The organism is Flavobacterium panacagri (genome assembly GCF_030378165.1).
Taxonomy (GTDB): domain Bacteria; phylum Bacteroidota; class Bacteroidia; order Flavobacteriales; family Flavobacteriaceae; genus Flavobacterium; species Flavobacterium panacagri.
On the sequence record NZ_CP119766.1, the window covers coordinates 4,235,429 to 4,258,569 of the forward strand.

General features: G+C 35.6%; 15 protein-coding genes. 4 read left to right on the forward strand and 11 right to left on the reverse strand.

Annotation, left to right across the window (positions count from 1 at the left end):
• Window positions 1–153: 153 nt before the first annotated feature.
• The 3 genes from P2W65_RS18705 to P2W65_RS18715 all read left to right on the forward strand — a co-directional run bounded on the left by P2W65_RS18705 (window position 154) and on the right by P2W65_RS18715 (window position 2,351).
• On the forward strand, window positions 154–675 hold the full coding sequence (locus P2W65_RS18705; protein ID WP_289659950.1) for a PPC domain-containing DNA-binding protein: 522 nt from the start codon (window positions 154–156) through the stop codon (window positions 673–675).
• A 314-nt stretch (window positions 676–989) separates the two neighbouring features.
• On the forward strand, window positions 990–1,580 hold the full coding sequence (locus P2W65_RS18710; RefSeq protein WP_289659952.1) for a Crp/Fnr family transcriptional regulator: 591 nt from the start codon (window positions 990–992) through the stop codon (window positions 1,578–1,580).
• Between the two features lie 75 nt (window positions 1,581–1,655).
• Window positions 1,656–2,351 carry a CPBP family intramembrane glutamic endopeptidase gene (locus P2W65_RS18715; protein ID WP_289659954.1) on the forward strand — a complete coding sequence of 232 codons (696 nt, stop codon included), beginning with the start codon at window positions 1,656–1,658 and terminating at the stop codon, window positions 2,349–2,351.
• Window positions 2,352–2,681: 330 nt separating this feature from the next.
• Here the strand turns inward: P2W65_RS18715 and P2W65_RS18720 are convergent, their stop codons facing one another.
• Both P2W65_RS18720 and P2W65_RS18725 read right to left on the reverse strand, forming a co-directional pair.
• On the reverse strand, window positions 2,682–3,041 hold the full coding sequence (locus tag P2W65_RS18720; RefSeq protein ID WP_289659955.1) for a hypothetical protein: 360 nt from the start codon (window positions 3,039–3,041) through the stop codon (window positions 2,682–2,684).
• A 63-nt stretch (window positions 3,042–3,104) separates the two neighbouring features.
• Window positions 3,105–3,995, reverse strand: coding sequence for a LysR family transcriptional regulator (locus tag P2W65_RS18725; protein ID WP_289659956.1), 891 nt, complete (start codon window positions 3,993–3,995; stop codon window positions 3,105–3,107).
• A gap of 129 nt (window positions 3,996–4,124) precedes the next feature.
• Here P2W65_RS18725 and P2W65_RS18730 point away from each other — a divergent pair, with 129 nt between their 5' ends.
• The gene (locus P2W65_RS18730) at window positions 4,125–4,682 is read left to right on the forward strand and encodes a hypothetical protein (protein WP_289659957.1); all 558 of its coding nucleotides are present in this window, start codon (window positions 4,125–4,127) and stop codon (window positions 4,680–4,682) included.
• A 300-nt stretch (window positions 4,683–4,982) separates the two neighbouring features.
• Here P2W65_RS18730 and P2W65_RS18735 read toward each other — a convergent pair whose 3' ends face one another.
• The 9 genes from P2W65_RS18735 to P2W65_RS18775 form a co-directional block, all read right to left on the reverse strand.
• The gene (locus tag P2W65_RS18735) at window positions 4,983–5,633 is read right to left on the reverse strand and encodes a hypothetical protein (protein ID WP_289659958.1); all 651 of its coding nucleotides are present in this window, start codon (window positions 5,631–5,633) and stop codon (window positions 4,983–4,985) included.
• Window positions 5,634–5,722: 89 nt separating this feature from the next.
• Window positions 5,723–13,009, reverse strand: coding sequence for a pectinesterase family protein (locus P2W65_RS18740; protein ID WP_289659959.1), 7,287 nt, complete (start codon window positions 13,007–13,009; stop codon window positions 5,723–5,725).
• Between the two features lie 251 nt (window positions 13,010–13,260).
• Window positions 13,261–14,058, reverse strand: coding sequence for a rhamnogalacturonan acetylesterase (locus P2W65_RS18745; RefSeq protein WP_289659960.1), 798 nt, complete (start codon window positions 14,056–14,058; stop codon window positions 13,261–13,263).
• 7 nt (window positions 14,059–14,065) lie between these two features.
• Window positions 14,066–15,061 (reverse strand): alpha/beta hydrolase, encoded by a 996-nt coding sequence (locus P2W65_RS18750; RefSeq protein ID WP_289659961.1) that lies wholly within the window; start codon window positions 15,059–15,061, stop codon window positions 14,066–14,068.
• 264 nt (window positions 15,062–15,325) lie between these two features.
• The gene (locus P2W65_RS18755) at window positions 15,326–16,327 is read right to left on the reverse strand and encodes a pectinesterase family protein (protein ID WP_289659962.1); all 1,002 of its coding nucleotides are present in this window, start codon (window positions 16,325–16,327) and stop codon (window positions 15,326–15,328) included.
• Between the two features lie 189 nt (window positions 16,328–16,516).
• A complete protein-coding gene (locus tag P2W65_RS18760) occupies window positions 16,517–18,211 on the reverse strand; it encodes a glycoside hydrolase family 28 protein (protein ID WP_289659963.1) in 1,695 nt (564 codons plus the stop codon).
• 22 nt (window positions 18,212–18,233) lie between these two features.
• Window positions 18,234–19,436, reverse strand: a complete 1,203-nt coding sequence (locus P2W65_RS18765) for a glycoside hydrolase family 88/105 protein (protein ID WP_289659964.1) — start codon at window positions 19,434–19,436, stop codon at window positions 18,234–18,236.
• 142 nt (window positions 19,437–19,578) lie between these two features.
• A complete protein-coding gene (locus tag P2W65_RS18770; protein ID WP_289659965.1) occupies window positions 19,579–21,228 on the reverse strand; it encodes a DUF5123 domain-containing protein in 1,650 nt (549 codons plus the stop codon).
• Window positions 21,229–21,239: 11 nt separating this feature from the next.
• Window positions 21,240–23,132 carry a RagB/SusD family nutrient uptake outer membrane protein gene (locus P2W65_RS18775; RefSeq protein ID WP_289659966.1) on the reverse strand — a complete coding sequence of 631 codons (1,893 nt, stop codon included), beginning with the start codon at window positions 23,130–23,132 and terminating at the stop codon, window positions 21,240–21,242.
• Between the last annotated feature and the right edge of the window lie 9 nt (window positions 23,133–23,141).

Sequence of the window (23,141 nt, forward strand, 5' to 3'; positions counted from 1 at the left end):
AATTTGTGAAATTTGTGGCAAAAAAATAAACACATCGCACTATGTGTTAGAAACTAGTTTCTTTCTATAATCTTAAAAGACAATGAAAATCTATGTTTCTATGTGTTTAAAATCTTTTTTTTATTCTCAAATACAATTCTAATATAAATTCTTATGAATACTCAAACCTCTAAAATCTTTATTGCATTTTTACTTTTACTGACTTTTAATTTATCTCATGCTCAGCAAAACGATAAAGAAAAATGCCGTTATACTAAAACTCCAAATGGCTATTTGATGGTTCTTCGCGAAGGCGATAATGTGTTAGCTTTGATTGAAAATCTGGCGAAAGAACAAAATATTCCTTCTGCTAATTTTACCGGAATTGGTTTTGCGCAGGACGCTACATTTGGTTTTTATGATTTCAGTCAAAAGAAATTTCATCCAAAAACTTTCAATAAGGTTGAAATGGGAAGCATTACTGGTTCTATAGCCTGGAGCAGCGAAAAACCTTCAATTCATATGCATGGCGTAGCAACAGATGATAAATTTGATGCTTACGGCGGTCATATTTTGGCACTGAAAGTCGGAACAGGTTCTATGGAAATTTATATTACAGTAAATAATGAAAAACTGGAACGAAAAGTGGAACAGCCATTGAATGCTAATGTTTTACAATTGCCTTGTTTGAAGTAAACTTCGAGTATAATTTTTTTAAACACATAGAAACATAGATTTTCTTTGCGCGAAAAAAGGCATTTCACTTATAATAAAACACATAGTCTCTTGTGCATTAAACTTTGTCAAAGTTTTGAACTTTGACAAAGTTGCCTCACCGTTTATACAAAGCTATGTGTTAGAAACTAGTTTCTTTCTAAACTCTTTTATCAAGTTTTATAAAAAATTCTATGTTTCTATGTGTTTAAAAAAATTAATTCTCAAGTTAATACAGTTGTTTTTATTTTGAAAGATAAAACTTATATTGCCTTCTTCAACTGATAGTAAACAACATGCCACAAAGTCCTTCCCCTGAAGATGTAAAGAACATTTTTGAAACCTATTTTACCGCAGATATGACTATCTGGAAAGGATTCTCGGAGAAAATTAAAGTACGGGAATTTGAAAAATCAGAAATCATAAAAGATTACAATGCTGTAGAAAGATATCTCAACATTGTTATAAAAGGATCGGCAGGATTATTTGTTTGGGATGGGAAAAGAGATATCTGCATTAATCTTCTTTATGAAAAAAGTTTCATCAGTGATTATATGTCTTTCTTAAATCAACAGCCTACTGTTATCAAAACAGAAGCTTTGGAAGAATTGACTTTATGGTCTATTTCTCATTCTGATTTAAACGAATTGTATCAAAGATCTGAAACAGGTTTACGAATTGGAAAAGCAATTTCTGAAATGCTTTATGTACGCAAACAGCAGGAGCAAATTAATCTTTTAACGCTTTCTCCTCAAGAACGTTATTTAAAACTTATAGAAGGCCGTCCGGAAATATTCCAGAGAACTCCTTTGAAAATCATTGCTTCTTATCTCGGATTAACGGCAGAAAGTTTAAGCCGAATTCGAAAAAGAGTTATGGAAAAATGATTTCTTACCCAAAGTCAATTTTATTTTCATTTGAGCTCGCTAAGTTTGCTTCACTAAATCAAACGAAAATAACTTATGAAAACTAAAATCAACTTTGGCGCTATTATAGTTTATTATGTAATCGCAGTAATCTGCAGATATGCAGCAGTAAAAACTAATTTATTATCTGGAATTGAAAATCCATATTTCGTAATTCTTCTTCGTGGTGTTGGCCCTGCTTTGGGTGCCTTGGCAGCGATAAAAATATTCTCTCTTGAAAATCCAATGTCTTTAAAAGGAATTTACAAAAATGCTTTAGTTCCATTAGCTGTTTATTGGCTATTGCCAGCATTTTTAATTGCAGGAACTTATTATTTCGTTATGGGTAAATTCCCAATTCTATTAATGTTTACGGTTTTAGTTTACGGACTATTAGAAGAAATTGGATGGCGAGGATTTTTGCAGGAACAATTAAAATCACTTCCTAAATTTACTTCTATCTTAATTATTGCTGTTCTTTGGTTTGCATGGCATTTAAACTTCGAAACTACTCCAAGCAACATGGTTTTCTTAGGCATCATTTTCTTTGGAAGCTGGGGAATTGGAAAAGTATACTCTTCTACAGGTTCTTTATTAGCAGTTGCCGGAGTGCATTCTCTAAATAATTTCTTCCGCAATGGTTTGCATGATACGGAATTGACGCTAATCGTAACTTTATTGATTATCTGGGTGGGCTTTATTATAATTTATAACAGAAGAAATAAAAAAGCATTAAACCCAATTGTTGAATAATTATAAAAAAATTAAACACATAGAAACATAGATTTTCTTTACGCTAAGAAAAGTCGTTTCACTTTTAATAAAACACATAGCATTATGTTTTAAAAAGCCACAACCCGAGCGATAGCGAACAGGCGAAGCAATTTCAGAAATTTTCACAAATTTTTAATTCGCGGAAATTTGTGAAATTTGTGGCAAAAAAATAAACCCATAGCTTGGCGTAAGATTCGGAATGAACTTTGACAAAGTATATAACTCACAAAACTATGTGCATTTATGAAAGTGAAACGCCTATTTAAGGCTCCTAAAAACTATGTTTCTATGTGTTTAAAAAAAGTAACTTTAATTCAATTGCTCTGAACTTTCTATTCTTAAACAATGTTCGGCTCCAAGATAAAGTGGGTTTCCATGTTTTTCAGACCAAAATCCGTCAAGAACATCTTTTGTAATACAACGATAAACTGCAACTCCTTTGTACGTTTTATTGTCATCTCCTTTATAACTGAAATTGATAACCAAAATATTGTCTTTAAAGAAACCATGTCCTTTTTGAACTTGTGAATTATTGATGAGCCAATGCGCCACAATTCGGTTATTCTTATCCAGATTTAAAGTCAAAATACCTTTATAGGTTATTTCGTTACTCTCGTCCTGATTGCTTCCAGAAATGGAATATTGGCCAACTAAATCTTGTATTGTCATTTACTTTCTTTATCCAAATGAGGATTTATGAGGGCAAAGGTACAAATTCAGTGTTTTTTAATTTTACTCATTTCTGTAAACTTCACTCTTTTTCAATAAAATTTCCTGAAAAAGCACTAGCGATTTTTTATGATAAATTCCTTTTGAAATTGCTAAAGTGGCTTCTCGGACTGTATTTTTTCCTTCTAACGGAATTGCTTTTAATTCTTTAAAATCAAATAAAGAAGTATGCATCAAAATAGTTGACCATTTATTGGTATTCGCTAACTGAAGCAAACTATGAATATCGTTAATTTCCATTTTTGTATGAAGCTGAATTCCTTTGTCATCAAGTAATTTATCCAACAAGTTTCTAATGCTGTAACTCTGTGAAGGAAGTGCCAGAGGTAATGCTGTAACTTTTTCAAGCGCTACTTTTTTCAGTTTAGCCCAAGAATGAGATTGATGAACAATTAAGGAAAGATGAGCCGAAAAGAGTTTATTTATCATAAGTTCATTATGTCCAGATTCCGGCATAAACGAAAGCATGCAGTCTATTTCATAATCCAGGATTTTTTGAAGCAAATCGGTCGTAGAACCATATATAATCTGAATTTCTATATCAGGATATTTTTCGTTGTACTCCACAATCGATTCCATTAATAGTTCTTGCAATCCGTAAGTCGAACCAATAATTATTTTCCCAGATTTCATATTGTTTAAATCGAGTAAAACCTGTCTGCTTTCTTCTGCCTGTTGAATCGTTTTTCTGGCATATTGAAGCATAACTTCTCCAGCTTCCGTCAGTCGGACACGTTTGGCTATTCTGTCAAACAGAAGTGTATCCAGCGAATTTTCAAGTTCTTTAATCTGATGTGATAAAGTGCTTTGTGTAATGAATAAATCTTCTGCTGCCTGAGTGAAATTTAAAAGTTCTGCTGCTCGGACGAAATATTTTAACTGACGAAGTTCCATACTTTATTATTTTTTCTAAAAGTACAATTTTATAATCGAAATTTTCGATTGATTTCATCTAAAAATATCATTTCCACGATTGAATTCTATTACGGAACTTTGACTTAAATAATTAAAAAACATAAAATCATGGAAATTATACAAACTTCAGAAAATGCATTATCAGCCACAACGGTTTCAGCTGTAATGAATGTGCCAATTGAAAAAATTAATATTGCAGACTGGCTTTTAAATCTGCCTGATGCAGAATACCAACGTTGTTCTGTAAATCACATTGCGGCCGGAATTACTTCTAATTTTGAAGGTGTTCCAATGTCAATCAACGTAGAATATGTGGGAACTGCTCTTGTAGTACAACATTATATTTTTGATCAATATCGTCCAGAATATTGCAGAATGCTTTCTGTCTCTGATACTATTACCGCAAGCGGAAGATCTAAAGTACAAGTACTTTGGGAATTGAGAGCTGAAAAAATCGATGATCAGACTTCTATGTTCACCAATACTATTCATGCCACTGCAACACCCGAATTTCTTGAATTTATTAAAGAGCGTGGCATTTCATTAGCGGAAGCAGCAAAAGCCAGACAAGAAGCTTCTGATGCCCATAATCATGAAGAAACACCGCTATTTGCAAAAAGTATTGAAAATAAAGCTTTGTATGGAAAATATAATCTTCCTTTTTAATTGATTATAGTAAAATACAACAATGAGTTTTTTATAAAAACATTTCGTATTTCATTTTTACATCAAGCTGTCATTCCGTAGGAATGTCTCATTGGTAGAAAAATTAGCCCATCATTTATTTACGTTCCGTAGGAACGTTTGATATTGTAGATTGTTAAAAATGGCATCAAAAATCAAATGTTCCGACGGAACATAAAACGACGACGACAACAAATTTTCTACCAATGAGATGTTCCTATGGAACATTAAAAAAGGCTGTCTTTCGACAGCCTTTTTTTCTCCAAAAAAATATTCTAAAAATCAATTAAAAATTACTGCGTGATCTTTTTCTACCCTTAACAGAGAATTAGATTTTTTAGCTGTAAAATTCTTTGCTTCGGAACGACTAACATTTCCTTTGTACTGCATTACAAAACTCACGTCATTCTGGGTCGAACTTAATACTCCGTCTTTGTAGTAACTCGCAGTCCCTTTTCCTATAAAACTGACTTTATAATTATCTCCGTTTTCACTAACTTTAAAAGTACCGCTGGTTGGTTTTATACTGACACCATTGGTTACCGACATCCCGCCTTTTTCTGCATTGATGTTTTTCCCTAATAATGATTGCCCCCATTTTGTAAAAGTATAAGCCGTTGCTTCAGAATATCCTCCAAAAATATAATCGCCTTTTGCTAAATTATTCTTTAATGAAGAAAACAATTCAAAGTACGCTACTGCTCCATCTTCCTTATCCGAAATGGCTTTTGATCGTAACGAAAAATCTATGTTATAAGCATTTCCCCTTACCCCGTAATTTTCAAGATATCCCTGCGATAATTCTACCGTTTGGCTTCCAATTTTCAGATAACCTTTGTTTGCATTCGTATCCTGATCACTTTCATTATCACTTGAACAAGATGATAATAAAGTAATGAAAACCAGCATTATTAATTTAATACTATTATTCATATCTATAATGATTTATTTTTTATACTGATGAATTTGTGTTCTAAATCAGGGATGAAAATCGAAAACTTCCATCCCATGATTCTATAAACTTATTTAACTATAATTCTAGCCGTTTCTCCTGTTTTTAAACTTTTGATAAAGTAACTTCCAGAAGCTAAATCAGAAATTGAGATGTCAGTCTCTAAACCAATCACATCTATTTGTTTAACCAAAAGTCCATTCATACTGAAAATTACCAAACGATCGAATTCTGTGCTCGATCTTAAAGTAATCTTACCACTAGCAACAGTTGGGAAAACTAAAAACTCTCCCAGCTTTTTCCAGCGTCCGTAAACCGTTGCATTTTCCTTTTGAGTAGTACCGAAACCTGTTACTTCTTTTCCGTATAAAGCATCAGCATACCAACCCAAGAATCGGTATCCTGTAGCTTGTGCTTCTTCTAAAACAAAAGCTGTTCCTGTTTGTACACTTGTTTTGTTTGGATTAACGGCTCCAGATGGCAGATTCAAATAAGAAATACTATAGAATGTCGGCGGAATTACCTCATCTTTTTTGTTATTCCCGTCAACTCCCCAAAAAGCATAAAAGGTTTGATTACCTGTTGCTGTAATTGCAATTTCTTTAATCGAATTTGGTGTTGTTGCAGAAGTTGACCATCCGAAGAAAGTATAATCCTTTAAAGTTGGAACTGGTAAAGTCAGTACAGTACCTTCTGTATATTCAACAGGAGTTAATCCAGAGATAGCTTTACCATCGATTGAATTCATGTAGGCAACTCCCGATTTCACAGCAGGTTTTGGATCTGGTTTATTGTTTCCTCCTTCTCCCCAAAAAGCATAAAACGTTTGATTTCCTGTTGCTGTTGCCGGAATGGTTTTGAGCAATCCTGGTGTAGTTGTAGAAGCTGACCAACCAAAGAAAGTATACCCTTCCAATTTTGGTGTTGGTAAATTGGTTACCGCTTCTTCCATAAATTCAGATGGAGATAATGTAATGGCTTTTCCGTCTATCGAATTCACATAATTAATTACTGAAAACTTAGCATCTGCTTTTAACCATCTTGGATCTCCAAGTACTCCGCCTTCCAATGAAGCTTTTGCTAAAGGAGAATTTTTAGAGAAACTAAAATCTCCCGAAACAGGATTTGGAAATGACAGTGATAATAATCCTAAACTATTAATTGTTTTAATATTAGTTTCAGTAACCGTAACTGTTCCTTTAACTGATTGTGAAGTTACTCCAACCAAAAGATTATTATCTAAAACTGCTTTTCCTGCACCACTCGCATGATTCAAATTGAACATTAAAATCGCTTTTGGATTCTCACGTTCGTCCTGCATGATATTGTTTTTAAACGTATAAGTTGAAGTATTGCTGTACTGATTGTTGATAAACACAAAACCATCTTGACTTCCCGAATTATGAATAGTATTATTTTCAATCGTAACATTTAAGCTTTCATTGACAGCATCTTTTTTCTGCAGCGCAATAAAACTATTTCCTTTTTTATAATTAAAAACAGTCGAATTTTTAACCGAAATCGTATTTACAATATGTGAATCGGGTTGAATAAAACTCGCGCTTTCTGAAGCCGTTCCATCAATAATACAATTCTCCAAAATTATTTTAGAAATTGGATGATCGCTCGCACCTTCCGTTACGAATAAACTTTGTTTAATTCCTTTAATAGAAGCATTTTTTATTTCAAAAGCTGATACTCCAGAACCATTTTTAAACTGAAATACATTCGAATAAGTATTCGTTAAATCAAAATCAACCCCTGTAAAACTGAAACTTCCTGAAAAAATTTCTGCTTGATCAGATGAAAATGAACCTGCAAAAACGGGTTTCGCATTTTCGTCAGGAACGAAAGTGTATTTATGATTTTTAACCGCAAGTGCTGTAGTTGTAGTATAAGTACCGCTTGCCATTATAAACTTTGAACCATCTTCTGCAGCGTTGTATTTCTCTACAAAATTCTGCGGATTTACATAAATATCCAAACTTCCGTTTTGAACCGCTGTAATGTGATTGACTAAACTGTTGATATAAACTTCAATATTTGTATAAACACCGTCAACTGTTTTTAGATTTCCGTCGGCCGCGCTTGCAGGATTTAAACCTTTTTCCGTTTCCCATTTATCTGGCATTCCATCTCCATCTGTATCTAATGGAGCTTCGCCAGTAGGCAGAACCGGCCATCCTCCAGTTGCCGATGGTGTATCAATATAACCGTTTGTACTTCCGTTACCTCCATTCATAATACTTGCTGTTCCAGAACGAGTGTCATCTACCGCTCTTTTGTCAACTGCATCTCTAAAAAGATTGGCTCCAGCATTATCCAGAACCAATTGATACGCTTTTGTAGCACTATGTGTTGTTATTTCGCCCGGTGCATGAGGTGCACTTATTTTGATGGCCGCTTTATCAGCATCGCTTACAGGAAGCTGACTTCCATGAAACTGACTATACACTCCATACGTCCAGTTATCCTGCGTAGCTCTTTCAGAACCTACCACGTAATTTCCATCCACAAAATATTTACCCCAAATTCCGTATAAAGGCGAAGTAGTATCTAAACTTCTTCCTGTAGATAAAATACGTTCTTTGGTAGAATTCGAAGTTCCAGGACCCGGTTTCCAATAATTGTTAACCAAGTTTACATTCATGGCATCTCCGCCATAACAGCTGTTTCCTCCCCAGTTATAGATTACGTTATTACGAATATCAACTAAATCGGTTTTTGCAAAAATATCATTGGCATATTCTCCTAGTCTTGGATTTCTACTATCATGATGCGCTAACAAATTATGGTGGAATGAAGCATTTTTGCCTCCCCAAACACCTCCGTAACCGTGCGCTCCTTTGGCATGAACAGAGTTTCTAAGACTTTCAGAAATAATGCACCACTGCAGCGTAAAATTTTCATTTTGATAAAAAGATACACATTCGTCTGTTGACCAGCTCATCGAACAGTGATCTACAATAATGTTCTTTTGAAAACGCCCGCCTAAGGCATCATTTTCCACATCATTAGTGTCTCCCATTCTAAAACGTAAATAACGCAGAATCACATTATTTCCTCTTACCTTAACGTTGTAATCTTTTAAAGTAATACCACCGCCCGGCGCTGTTTGTCCCGCAATTGTGATATTATCGGTAACATTTAATTCGCTTTTCAGTTCAATATTACCCGATACTTTAAAAACAACAATTCTTGGCCCAGCCTGACCAATAGCTTCACGAAGCGAACCTGTACCAGAATCATTTAGATTGGTAACATAAATCACTTTTCCGCCACGTCCTCCTGTTACATATTTTCCGTAACCTTCTGCGCCTGGGAATGCAGGAACAGTTTCAGTTCCTCCGCCTGTTGCTTCTTTCTTGACTTCGATCTTTCCTTCTCCAGTAAAGAACGCTGGATGGCTAGTTTTATCGTAAGTTCCTTCTTTAAATTCTACTCCGTTAATAGTCAGTTTTTGTACATTTAAAACGGTATTTAAAGAAGCTTTTCCGTTCTCTATTATATTTAAAGTTAAATTAGAACCAGCAGCTCTTTCGTGGCTAAAAACGACATAATTATCCTGACCAATTTTTATCGTTCCAGAACCAAAAGCATTTGCCGAAGCTCCTTCAATTACAGTTGGATAATTTAAGGCTGGAAATTTGGTGCTTTTCTGCGTTACATCCCAAGTACCAATAAACTCGCTGTTATCTCCTTTCAGTAATAAAGTTCCTGTATTGGCATTTACTCCTTGACCTGTATTAAGCGGAGAAACTATTCCATTTCCTGAAATTGGCCCGCTTAAAGTCAATATCGTTTGATTGGCAATGCCTGAAATCATTTCAAATTTTACATTTCCAGAAATAATCATTGGTGCTTCTAAAGTCATTCCTGCACCGCTTGTATTGTAATAAACTCTTGTTCCGTCTTTGAACGTTAAATTTCCTGTGGCTTTATGAGCGCCTCTTAATCGAAGTGTTCCTGCACTTAAAAAAGTCATATCGGCTGGAAAAACGGTTGCTGTCGTTTCTATTTCTTTGGTACAAGAAACGGTCTTACCTGCAGCAGGCAATTCGGCAGGACTAAAGTTGGCTGCATTATCCCAGTTTTTATTTACAGCTGCTGTAAAATCGTAATCGAAACTGCCTGGAGGCATTACTTCATCTGGTTTATTATTCCCCGCCGTTCCCCAGTAAGCATATACCGTTTGATTTCCTGTTGTTGTCGCGGCAATTTCTTTAAGTGTATTGGGAACTGTCGCAGAAGCTGACCATCCGTAGAAAGTATAACCGTTTAAAGTCGGCACTGGTAAAGTTAGGGCCGTTCCTTCTGTATATTCTACAGGAGTTAGTCCAGCTATAGCTTTTCCATCAATCGAATTTAAATAAGAAATAGAAGATTTCATAACTCCGCCATTAATCGTCATACTGATACTGCTGATTTCGCTCAATCCTCCATATTCATTTGCTGCCTGAACGGTGTAAGTATAAGTTCCCGCTTTTGTGTCTGTATCTGCATAAAGTACATCTGTTGTAATAGCTAAGATTTTACCGTCTTTGCTGATTACATAACACATCGCATATTTATTTTCATCCCATTTTAAAGTATTCTTGTCAGATACTAAAAGATTAGAAGGTTTTGTAACTTGTTCTACTATGGTACGCGGATCCCATTTGTCTGTACCACTCAGTACATTTTCTATAGTGTATTCATCAGCCTGAGCTTTTGTCAAAACTGGATTGTAATTTCCTGTTTTGGCAACGCCGTCAACAGTAAAGGTATTGGTTCTGTTATCGGTGTTAACAGCAACTCCGTTTCCGTTTACGCTGTTGTACTCTGCGAAAAGTGCTGGATACGTTCCCATATTTGCCCAACCTAATATATTTGGTTCGTTGATCATTTTAGTGTTTAAATAAACCGCTCTAGGCGAATTCTGCCAAGGACGACCTAAATAATAACTTGTAGCTGCAGTGATTGTATTGTTATTGAAAATATAACCGTATTGCGTTGCTGCATCATGATTTGGCGCTACGATATAACCTGAAGCTACCGAAACCAGTTTACATTCTTCAAACCAATGTGTTCCGCCTCCGCAGATGAAATCCACATCGCCTTCAATTGTTGATTTATAATAGAAACTTCTTTTTCCTCCTGTAACTTGAGTGTCTTGCTTACTTCTTAAACGCACTCCGTTATACACATTTCGATCTCCGGCTGGATTAAGAGCTGGTCTTTGACCTGATGTTGTAATTCCATCTTTATGCTCGATCGTTACATTTTCCATGTACAAATCATTGGCTTCAATAGAAAGAACCGCATTTTTGATTCCCCAGCCTGGATTTCCCTGTAGAATTACCTTATCCTTAGATTGCGCAATTAAAGAAACATTGTTCTTTCCTGCTGGAAGTTTCAATACAATATCCTGCGGATTTGTTCCGTCTCCACCCAAATTATAAGTTCCGTTTGTAATCAAAACCAAAAATCTGGAAGCCGAATTGTTTGGAGCCAAATTAAATGCCTCTGCTATCGTTTTGACATATTTTTTTGAAGCAATTTGTTCATCCGTTGCATTGGCATCAACAATCAAATCAAAATTACGTTTAACAGGAACTGGTTTTTCCATTGTTTTAAAGGAAAGAGTCAATGCAGGCCCGTTGTTTCCTGAAAGATCTTTTACAAATCCTGCCGGAATAGTAAACGTGTATTGTTTATTATATTCTAATCCGAAGTAACTGAATTTTACCGTTTTATTGATAAACTCCGCATTCAGATTTTTTCCGTTTAAAACGGCTTGTCCTGCACCAAATTGAACTTGTTCATTATAATTCAAAATGATGTTTCCATTTGCCCCAACTGAACTGGCCAATTCTGCAGGCAATGAAGATTCTAAAATAGGTGCATTCGTATCAACAACCAAAACCTCATCGGCTTTAATCATCAAATTAGAAATAATTGTTGCGGTAACATCAACACCAGATCCATGTTTTGGTCCATTAATGTTAGGAAACCATCTTAAATAGATCTTTTCTTTTCCTTCTGCTTCGGCAGGAAGAATTCCGCCGATAGAAGTGATCGTATTCGTGTTTATAGTTGTTAATGCCGAAACATTCACAAAATTTACTCCGTCTAATGAATATTGGAAAGTCCATTCATCTGCTCCATAATAATAACCAAGAAGTCCAGAGGCAACATTAATGTTCTTATATCCTACTGTAGAAAGTGTCGTCATAAAATAATAGAAATTCCCTCTTTCTGTATTCCATACACAAAAACCATTTTTTCCGCCTCTGTTTTGAAGTCTTACGTTTGGAGCCAAAACATTATCGGCAACATTATACGCCATTAACTGCGGTCGGTTTTCAATCTTAGAATACAATTCGGCTACTCGTGGATTCGCATATTGATCGGTTTTAAATGTCCATCCCGCAATAAAAGTCTGATTCGCAAAAGTTCCGGTAACCGTTTGGTTTTGATTCATCACTACAGAAGTATTTAACGACGTAGAACCATCCGACCAATTACTGAACTTTACAATATCATTTTCAACTGCCGTTATCGTAACATTTGTACCGTTTTCATAAACCGAAAAAGCACCGTCTTTACCCGCAGGAGCAATAGTATAATCTCCAAGACCAAAAGCTCCGTTTGTATTTACTGTTAAAGTATAAGTTGAAACAGCATCATACTGCGCAATTAGAGTCGCATCGGCATTTATCGTATAAGTTAACGGATTTGCTGTTGAAACTATAGCGCCTTTTTCATCTACCCATTGTTTAAAGTTATAACCAAAGTTTTTATTCGCTGTCAGCTTAATTTCAGTTCCTTTTACAAAAGTAGTTCCCGCAGGATTCAGCGTAATCGTTCCTGCTGATGCCGGACTAATACTAGTAGTCAGTTTATGCGTTACAGCGTTTGGATTATCTGTTACTTTTTCGAAATAATCAAGATTAAATAAATATCCGGTATTGGTTGGATGTTTAAAAAGAAATACCAAATCATAAGTTCCTGTTGTGGGCTGAATTGCCACAGAAAACTTCTTATAATCTGTAAAACTTGTACTTCCTGAAACAGTTGCCGTTCCAATTAAAGTTCCTGTATCTGAACCTAATCTCAATTCGATAGTTCCACCCGTTGCTCCCGCGGCGGCGATATCAAAGCGAGTTACAAATTCGGTAAAATTAATGCCGTTGAATTTAATCCAGGTATTGTTTTTAATATACCCGACATTTCCTCCTCCCGAAAGAGAAGCATTTGTTTCGGCTCTGGCTCCCGAAGCCTGATTGAATTTTTCGGCTTCCATTCTCTCAATGGTCTGAGAGTACCCCATCACTGTAAACAGTATGAGGAATAAGTGAATAAATTGTTTTTTCATTTGGTTTAAAGTTGGTTTTAGTTAGTAAATAGTTGTCAAAAGGACTTTTTATCTTCACACTCTTTTGACGGTTTTATAAAAATTTTAAAATGTAAGCTGTAACTATATTTTGACGCGGATGAAACGGATTTGCTATCGCAAAAACGCTGACAAAAACGGATTTATAAAATATTTAAAAGATCAGTGTAAATCCGTGTTTTCGTTATAACGAATCTGTTTCATCTGTGTTCCAATTTGCGCAAAGTGTGTTTTTAATTTAATTCTTTCATTCCTTCAAAAACTAATCTGGCTACTTCTACAGCGCCTTTAGTCTGAAAATGCGTATTGTCTTTCTGTCCGTTCGGATAAGCTTCATACAAGCCGGCTGGGAAATTCATAAAATAGTTTTCACTTACATAAGGCTGACCTTTCTTAGTAAAAAAATCCATTGATTTTTGGTTTAAATCAATTAGCGGTACGTTTAGTTCTTTGGCTATTTCTTTTACCGCGTCAGGATATAAACCATGAACATTTTGAAGTTTTCCTTCCTTCCATGGAAAGTTTCTGGCAACCGGAGTTAACAGGATTGGTTTAGCTCCTTTCGCTCTGGTCTGTTCTATAAAAAGTCTTAGAAATTCTTTATAGCCTTCTATGTTTACGTATCGTTCTGTTTTGTCTTCAGCGCCATCGTTATGACCGAATTGCATTAGAACTAAATCCCCTTTTTTAAGATTTTCATAAACCGAACGCCATCTTCCTTCCTGGAAAAATGTACGCGTGCTTCTACCGCCTCTTGCCCTGTCATCTACAAAAGCGCTATCGGTTTTAATTAGTTTATCGATTTTCTTTAGACTGTCTTTTACCAAAAACTGCTGAAACACTTGTCCCCAGCCTGTAACAGGATAACGGGTTTTCATATAATCTTTTCCTTCTTCGTAATTGTTGGCATAATCAGCCACGGTCGAATCGCCAATTAAGTAAACTGTGGTTCTCGATTTTGGTTTTATAAAAGACATAATAGCAAAGGCTAAAGTCATACAGAGAATGGAAATAATGAATCTTGATTTCATAATTATTTTATTTAAAAACTTTCGTTAAAAATGTATCGATGTATTGAATAGTCGGATCAAACCAAGGATTGAAAAGACAGAATGAATGGGGAGAATTTTCAAACTCATGCACTTCTGAATAGATTCCGTTTTCAGTCAAAATCTTTCTGAAATCGTCTCGTCCTGCATGCATTCTTGGAATTGAACTATTGATGAATAATGTGGGCGGAGTTGCTTTACCTGCATAACTCAAAGGAGAAGCCGTTTCCCAAAGTTTCGGATTTTCTTTTCTGGAATATCCAAACCAATAGGTTCCTGCCGAAATGTTTTTTTCATCATTGCCTTCACTACTTTCTGGATGTACAAACGATAATGTGCCGTCAATATCCACTATGGCATTGATCTGAGATTTCGAATCTGAATTGGTTGTCATTCCTTCAAATAAAGGCATATTTCCTGTTACGCCCATAAAAACGGCTAATTCTCCTCCAGCTGAAAATCCTAAAGAAACAATTCTGTTAGGATCAACATTGTATTTCGAAGCATTTTCCCTTACCCAACGAATTGAAGCTTTTATGTCATAAACTCCCGCAGGAAAAAGAGCTTCTGTCGAAAGTCGGTATTCCGGTGTAAAACAGACGTAGCCTAAACTGGCCAGTTTCTGCGCCATTTGATGATGCTGTTCTTTACTGCCCGAACGCCATCCGCCACCATGAATAATGATAATCGCTGTTTGTTTTTCTTTTTTATTTTTATTGAAAAAAACATCAAGTTTCATTTTACGTTTTCCGTAACTCTGATACACAATATTATTTTTCTGCTCCACAAAATCAAAATGCATTTCGGGAACCAAAGCGGTATTTGGGAAATATTTTAATGTCTTTTTGAAAGCACTTTTATTATTGAAGGAAGTATCTCTGACTTGAGTAATTCCCTTCAAATACTGTGCATCCATCTTTTGAAACAATAAGATGAAAACCCCAATAAATACTGCTTTTAATTTTCTGTTTTGAATTATTATCATTTCTATTAATTAAATATCGTTACGCTTTTTTTTACCATTAAGATATTAAGAGAGTTAAGCTAAGCTTTGTGTTAAACCTTAACTGGCTTAATCTCTTAATGGTAAGAAGAAAATTAAGCACTCTAGTTGTTGTACCATTAAGATATTTAGAGAGTCAAGCTAAGCTTTGTGCTAAACCTTAATTAACTTAATTTCTTAATGGTAAGAAGAAAATTAAGCTTTGTGTTAAAACTTAATTACCTTAATCTCTTAATGGTAAAAAACTCAATTCGGTTTCCAATCTTTAAAAATCGCTTTTATTGCATAATCCTTTTTGAATTGTTCCGATGAAAGCTGATGCGACCAGCTTACTCTCGCTTCTGTATTTGCTCCTTTTCCTGTGGATTGATATTCGGCATAAAAAGCTGTTTTCTCAGCTTCATGTTTTCCCCAATTATGCCAACCCAAAGGTTTTATGTGTGAACCCATTTCGCATTTTATAAATACCGTTCGGGCATAATTTCTCCAGGGTCTTCCTAAGAAATAAGAACTATCTCCCGAATTCGTTGTTAGCTTACAGTTTAGAAATACAAATCCGTATGGGTTTGATTCTGGTGTGTTTGCGGCCGTGATATAAGAACCTCCTTTTTTAGCGAAGATTTCGCATTGATCAAATATCACTGTCGAACCTCCGAAAATAAAATCGGTTGTTCCTTCGATATAACAATTCTTATAGTATTGTCTGCTGTTACTTTCTCTTGGATATAAAGTATCCTGAAAACCTAAGAATTTACAGTTATCAAAAATCACTCGATCTCCATCAATTCGAACTGCAACGGCTTGTCCAACTGGCCCTGATGCATTTTCAAAAGTGATATTCTGGGCTTTAAAATCATTTCCGGTAATAACAAAACTAGCTGAACCGGAAGTTCCAATTGTCCCGCCTGCTCCATTTGACTTGGAAGCATAATCATCATAAGTCAGAATTACTTTTTCTTTGCTTTCTCCAATTATAGTAATGTTGTTTTTATCTAAAGGCAATTCTAACTTTTCTTTGTAAATGCCGTTTTTTACGAAGATTTTGGTTTCAGTTGTTTTCAATGAAGGAACTGAATTAAATGCTTCCTGAACGGTTTTGAAATTTCCAGTTCCATTGACATCTACGACAATATCATATTTAGATTTTACATCGTCTGTCTTTTCTTTATACTGAATTTCGTTAGAATTTCCATTTAAAGAAAAATTGACAAAGAAAACTACCGTCGCTAAAAAGTTTAAAATCATCATTTTGCTATTCTTGATTATTACTCTTTTGAAAATATTTAAAACACATAGAAACATAGATTTTGCAACCTTGAAAAAGGCGTTTCACTTATTTAAATGCACATAGTTGGCTATGTGAAAGAAATATGTTTCTCTCTTGCATTCTTTATTGCACTAAAAGTCTATGTTTCTATTTGTTTAAGATTATTCAGCTTAATTAATTTTCACTTCATTTTTAACCGCTTCTAAGACTTTTACGTCTTTATCCCATACCATTTTCTTGCCTTCGCTATTTAATGTGATGTCTTTTGTGGCAGTTCCACCAACCCAGAACATTTGGTTTTCGCCTGTTGATTTAAAGCCTTCAATATTTACGTTTTGACTGTTTGAAAAACTCACAGCAATTCCAGGTTTATCTAGTCTTAAATCCAAACCTTTAAAGTCGATTTTACTGGTATAATTCATTTGAATACCAACATCTGCGCGAATAATCATATTCTCGAACTGAATATTTGCAACAGGCATTTCCGGAATTCCCATAATTTTCATTGCCTGAGAGGCTCCGTTTACATAAATGTTTTTGAAGTACATATTCTTAAATGCAGGCGTTTCTTCAGAAACTGGTTCTTTTGCCACTGCTACTTCTCCTGTCTCTTTATCCTCTGTCAGTGATTTTCCGAAATAATACAAGTTGAAATTGATGGCATCTGTTGGAATATTGTTCATTCGGATATCTTCCATCCAAATATTTTCAACAACTCCGCCACGTCCTCGAACAGATTTAAAACGAAGTCCGCAGTCTGTTCCGTTAAACGTTAGGTTTTTGGCATAAATATTTTTAACTCCTCCCGACATTTCACTTCCAATCGTAAAACCGCCGTGTGCGTGATACACTACACAATCGGTAATGACGAAGAATTCAGTTGGTTTTCCACGGTCTCTGCCTTCTTTGTCTTTTCCTGATTTAATGCAAATTGCATCGTCTCCAACATCAAAACGGCAATTGGTTACCGATCCGATTCGGCAGGATTCTAAATCCAATCCATCGCCATTCTGAGAATACCACGGATTTCTAATCGTTAAGTTGCGTAAAGTAAGATGTTCGCACATTAACGGATTGACATTCCATGCAGGAGAATTTTGAAACGTAACGCCGTCTAAAAGCAGTTTTTTACAATTTACAAAATTGACCATAACCGGACGAAGTGCTTCTTTATAAGGCTCCATATTTTCTACTGTCTGTTTTTTAGGCAGTTTATCTTTTTCTTCATTCCCCAAATAAGCTCCTTTTGACGGATACCAGATTTTACCGTCTTTGGATAAAACACCACCCGATTTTACCAGTTCATCCCATTGTCCGGCAGTCATTTTTCCAATTTTAACCGGTCTCCATTTAGCGCCGTTTCCATCAAAAATTCCTTCGCCTGTAATGGCTATATTTTCTAAATCGATTCCCATAATCGGCGATTCACAACTAATGACTTTACTGCCTTCAAAATAAGATTCAATCAGTTTGTATTGTTTTAAATCGCTTGTAAAAGAAATAAAAGCGCCATTTTGCGTATGGAGATTTACATTACTTTTCATTTTTATTGGCCCTGTTGTCCATAAACCAGCCGGAATTAAAACAACGCCTCCTCCAGATTCAGAACATTTGCTGATTGCATCGTTAATGGCTTTGGTACACAATGCTTCAGTATTTGGAACTGCGCCAAAATCAACAATATTTAAAGTATCATTTTTAAAAGTCGGAATTTGAATTTCGGGCATTTTAAAAGGAATTTTTAAAGATGCCAGATTTTGTCTGTTTTCTGAACTTGTTTTAACCGATGTCACTTTACTATTCGTACAGGAAAACAGAGTACATAATGCCATTCCGATAAGTGCCGTTTTTTTAATTTTTATCATAACCAATTTGTTTTGGGAAACATTATTTTTTGTCTAAAACTTTTTGCAATTCGATACCTGCCATAATGAAAGGGCCAACTGCTTTTGCATCATCATCTCTGATGGGTTCCGAAATATAATATTCAAATGAGCCGTCACGGTCTTTAGGATTTTTTCCGCCTAATCCGGCTACGGCACAGCATTTCGTTATAGAAATAGTTCCGTCAGGGTTTTCTTTGATGAACTCTTTCTGAATTCCGTTAAAACCAATTCTAGCCGACTTCAGAAATTTTTCTCCTACATACCCTTTGTTATACGCTTTTGCGAAAGCATACACAAACATGGCAGAACAGGTTGATTCCAGATAATTTCCAGTTCTTCCTGGCTGATCCATAACCTGCCACCAAACTCCTGTTTTCTTATCCTGAGCTTTTAGAACAGCTCCATAAACTTTTTGCAGAATTTTTATTAAGTCTTTTCGTTTTGGATGATTCTCAGGAACAAAATCTAAAATATCGACCAATGCCATACAGTACCAACCTTGCGCACGTCCCCAAACATGCGAAGAAGTTCCTGTTTTTTTATTCGCCCAAAACTGAACTTTCTTTTCATCATAACCATGAAAGTTTAAACCTGTTTTAGGTTCATAAGTATGTTTCTGAATTAATTCTGCCTGCAAAATGGCATCATCAATCGCTTTCGGATCATTAAAAACTGAACCATATTGTGCCGAAAAAGGATCTGCCATATAAACACCGTCAAGCCACATTTGCCACGGATAACTTTTCTTGTGCCAATAACCACCATCTGAATTTCTTGGATGTCCTTCGAACTGTTTGTGAAGCATGTCCATTGCTATTTTATAGCGCTCGTCTTTGGTTTTAGTATAAATCTCAAAAAGTATTTTGCCTGAATTGATTAAATCCAAACTGTATTTATCGAGTTCGTAACCTCCGCCAATTTTTCCGTCTTTATCAATAAGCTGTTCGGCATACGAAAGTCCGTAATCCCAATATTTCTGTTCTTTGGTATAATCATATAACTGCTGATTGGCAAGCGTTACCAAACCATTGGTATAATTCCATTTTGGAAATTTCACGCCATCCAGATAAACCGGATTTGGAACTCTTTTTTGATCAGAATCTGCCATTTTCTTAGCCCATTCAATCGGTGTTATTTGGGATTGACCAAACGAAACCAGATGAACCAACAAAACGAGAAGGCAATATTTTATTTTATGTGTCATAATTCTTTAATTTTCTTCTACTCTAAACCAATCATAATCCGCACAACTTTTGTTCCCGAGGCAAAAAATCAGTACATAGAAGTATCCCCAACCACAAGGATACTTCCTGAGTACTGAAACCACTTAACTTAATTAACAAAATTTATGGTAACCATCTTGTATCTCCTACTCTATTGGTCACAATTGGAGAATTAGAATCTTTAATCATCAGATTTCCATTTGCCGGATCGACAAATAAATTCTGTGCGCTGACTCCTAATTCGGTTCCCTGTATAGCAGAAGCTCCTAATAGATAATTTGTTGTTGTATAATTATTACCGTATGTAGAAGTTGTATTGGCTCCAATCGCCTGAATCACTTTACCGCAGGCAGAAGCTAACAATACATTTTTGAAGATCAACGTAGATCCGACAGCAGACGGAATATTAATTAATGCTCTGTTATAAGCGTAATCGTAAATCGTAATATTTTGATATTCCAAATGAATTGGATAAGCCGATGTACCGTAATCCCAAAGGTTTTTAAAGTTTCGGTTTTGATCTGTTGTCTGATAATAATCTCTCATAAACGTACAGTTTGAGAAAACCGCTTTTTTCACATTATCAGCTCCGGCAGAACCAAAGGCAAATGTTCCGTAAGGCCCTGTATGTCCTCCAACCTGATCGAATGTGCAATAACTCATATCAAAGTTTCCGATTTCTTTGTATTTACCATTCCCCTGATGTCTCCAGAAACCACGTTTAAAGTAATTGAAAACACAGTTATAGAAAGTAATCTCATCAATTTTCCAGGCTGTTCCACTGTTAAAGAAATAACTCGCATCGATAGTTTGATAGAAACGGATATTCTCAAAAGCAAGAGAAGACAAATAAGAACCTTCGGCAATATTCCAGTTTCCGTTCATTTCAATCTGAGGGCGTTCTCCCTGCGTTCCTCCAGTCAGTTTAAATCCTTTTGAGATAGTAAACGGAGTAATTTTAAACAAGGAACCTGCTTCAAGGAAATATTCTGTTCCTTCCGGAATAGTTGGATCGTCATTATTGGTTCTCAATAAAGCATCTAGATCCATTCCTTTTGCTACAATAATAGTAGAAGCTGAAGGCCCTGCAGAACGGAAAGAAACCTGATTGTATGGTTTATCATAACGTCTAGGCTTAATATTATCGAAAATGTTTAAGTTATATAAAGTATTCTTTTCTAAACCGGTAACTGTTGCTTCTCCTTTAGATATTTCATCCGCAGTTAATTTTCGTCCGATAGCAGGAAGTTCTAATGACTGTGCCGGCTGTACCGAAATACTGTCTACAGGATTTTTAGAAGAAACTGCCCAGGTTACTGTAACATCAGTTTCGGTAATATTGACTCTTTCTACAGCATTTAAAATAGGATCAAATGGCGGACGATCTTCTGTCAGGGCGTTTGTATAAGCCCATTGTGAATTGTGTGCTCCGTTTACATGATTTGATCGTACTCTGATATAAAACTGGGTTTTATACGGAATATCATCCATTAAAATCTGTGTGTCTGTTGTGGTATATGATTTGTACAAACTTTTGTAATAGTTGTCCAAATGCAATTCTATTGTATAAGAGGCCGCGTCGTTTACTTTGTACCAAACCACAGCAATGGAGTTGCTTTTTACCAAAGGTGCTGTAAGAACAAATTTTGGCTGAAATAAATCTTCCACAGGTTTATAGCGAAATTCGTCATTGTCGCAGGACTTAAGTATTTCTCCAAAAACAATTAATCCGATAAGGGATAAAATATAAATTAGTTTTTTTGAATTTTTCATGATTGATTCAATTAAAAATTAAAACCATAATAATTTTGAATGGCTCCGCGATGATCTGTAATCACCTTTGATGGATAAGGACATAAATAACGTAACGGATTATTTGGTGAAACCGATGACGAGTTATTATAATTTATAAATCCTCTAAAACTCCATTTGATTTCGTTTATCGGTTCGTAACTCGCCGTATCATTATTTAAGGAATACCAGCTTATCGCGAACGGATGCACAGTATAACCAGCCGGATTTGCCGTCAGAATTTGATTAATTCCCTGTATATCCAGAATTTTTCTGCTTGAGTTAGCAGGATCCGTAACCAATTTATAGTAGACATTGCCCGGAACCTGATCGATTCCCGGAACATACGCTCCGTTTGCTACACGTCCCCAGTTGAATAATTTGTAATATTGGTTGTAAACCACTTCACTGTATTTATTCCAGCGTGCTAAATCGAATTTACGTTTGCTTTCTCCTCCAAACTCCCATTTACGTTCGTCCATAATTGCTTTAAAGAATAATTCTGGCGAAGATTGAGCGTTTACATAATTATCTACTTTAGCTCCCCAATCGGCTTGTGCGAAAGCTCTCCTTCTTACACGTCTTAGACATTCTTTGGCATCTTCGCGTGGACCAAAACGTTCGTTTACAGCTTCAGCATACATTAATAATACATCTGCAAAACGCATCCAGGAATAATTTACTCCAGTTCCTTTTTCACTAGTACCTCCTAAAGGACTGGTCATGTATAGTTTAGACCATTTTCCAACAGCCAAACGAGCTATGCCCAAACGCATTTCCTGATTTAAATTTAAATCGTAACCATAAGGAGCACAAGTAACATCTCTCCTTAAATCTTTATTATCAAATGAAAAAAGATATTCACCGCATAAACTTAGATTTCCAGAAGCTGATCCATAAGGATGATTTCCAGACGCAATAGGAATTCCTGCAAAATAACCGTATTCACCAGAAGAGTTTTTCAACATGGCGATAGAGAACATCACATCATCATTAACCGGAGTTTCCCAATTGTTTTGTTTGATCCAGAATTCTCTGAAACCTAATTTCAAATCGTGTTGTTTGCCCTGAATTACTTTATCTAAATATTGAATAGCAATGTCATAATATTGCTCATAGTTTTTTCCTCTTTCCATGTTGCCGATGTTCGCTGGATTATTTTCGTCCGGGCGAAGTGTCCATCCACCGCGAGTTAGAGCCAATAAACCAATTAATCCCTGATTGAAACTTCTTGAAGCACGTTCTACGCCATAATCTAATTCGCTGGCATTTTTCATTAAAGGTTCAACTGATTTTAAATCGTCAATAAGGAATTCTAAAATGGTATTTCTGTCGGTAACTCCCACAGCAAAATTCTCATCTCCTGTTGAAGATTTAGTTCTAAAAACAACATCTCCCCAGATACGAATCATATCCAAATAAACCATCGCACGAATAGTTTTAACTTCACCGTACATCTGCATTACATTAGAAGGTTGCGTTTTTGGATCTGTTTTGTATAAATCCGAGCTTTCAATTCCTTCAATAACATCATTCGCCATATTGATAATTTTGTACATGGCGCTCCAGGTTGAGTTTAAAGTTGTCCAATAGGGTTTTGGATCATAACAGGCAATATCAGAACCGTTTCCGTTTACTGTATTGGTTCCAACACCAGCCATTTCAACATCGGTATTGGTATTAAAAACAAAAGCAACACGGTTGGAATAGGCATCTTCTGCAAGCATCAGGGTATAAACTCCTGCAACAGCAGACTGTATGTCTTTTTCTGATTTAAAAACTTCTGCCTGAGTAAAACCTGATCCGGGCTGTACATCTAAGTACTCTTCACACGCTGTAAAAGTCAGTGCAAAGATTAACAGAAAACTTAATACTATATTTTTCATCATTTTGTG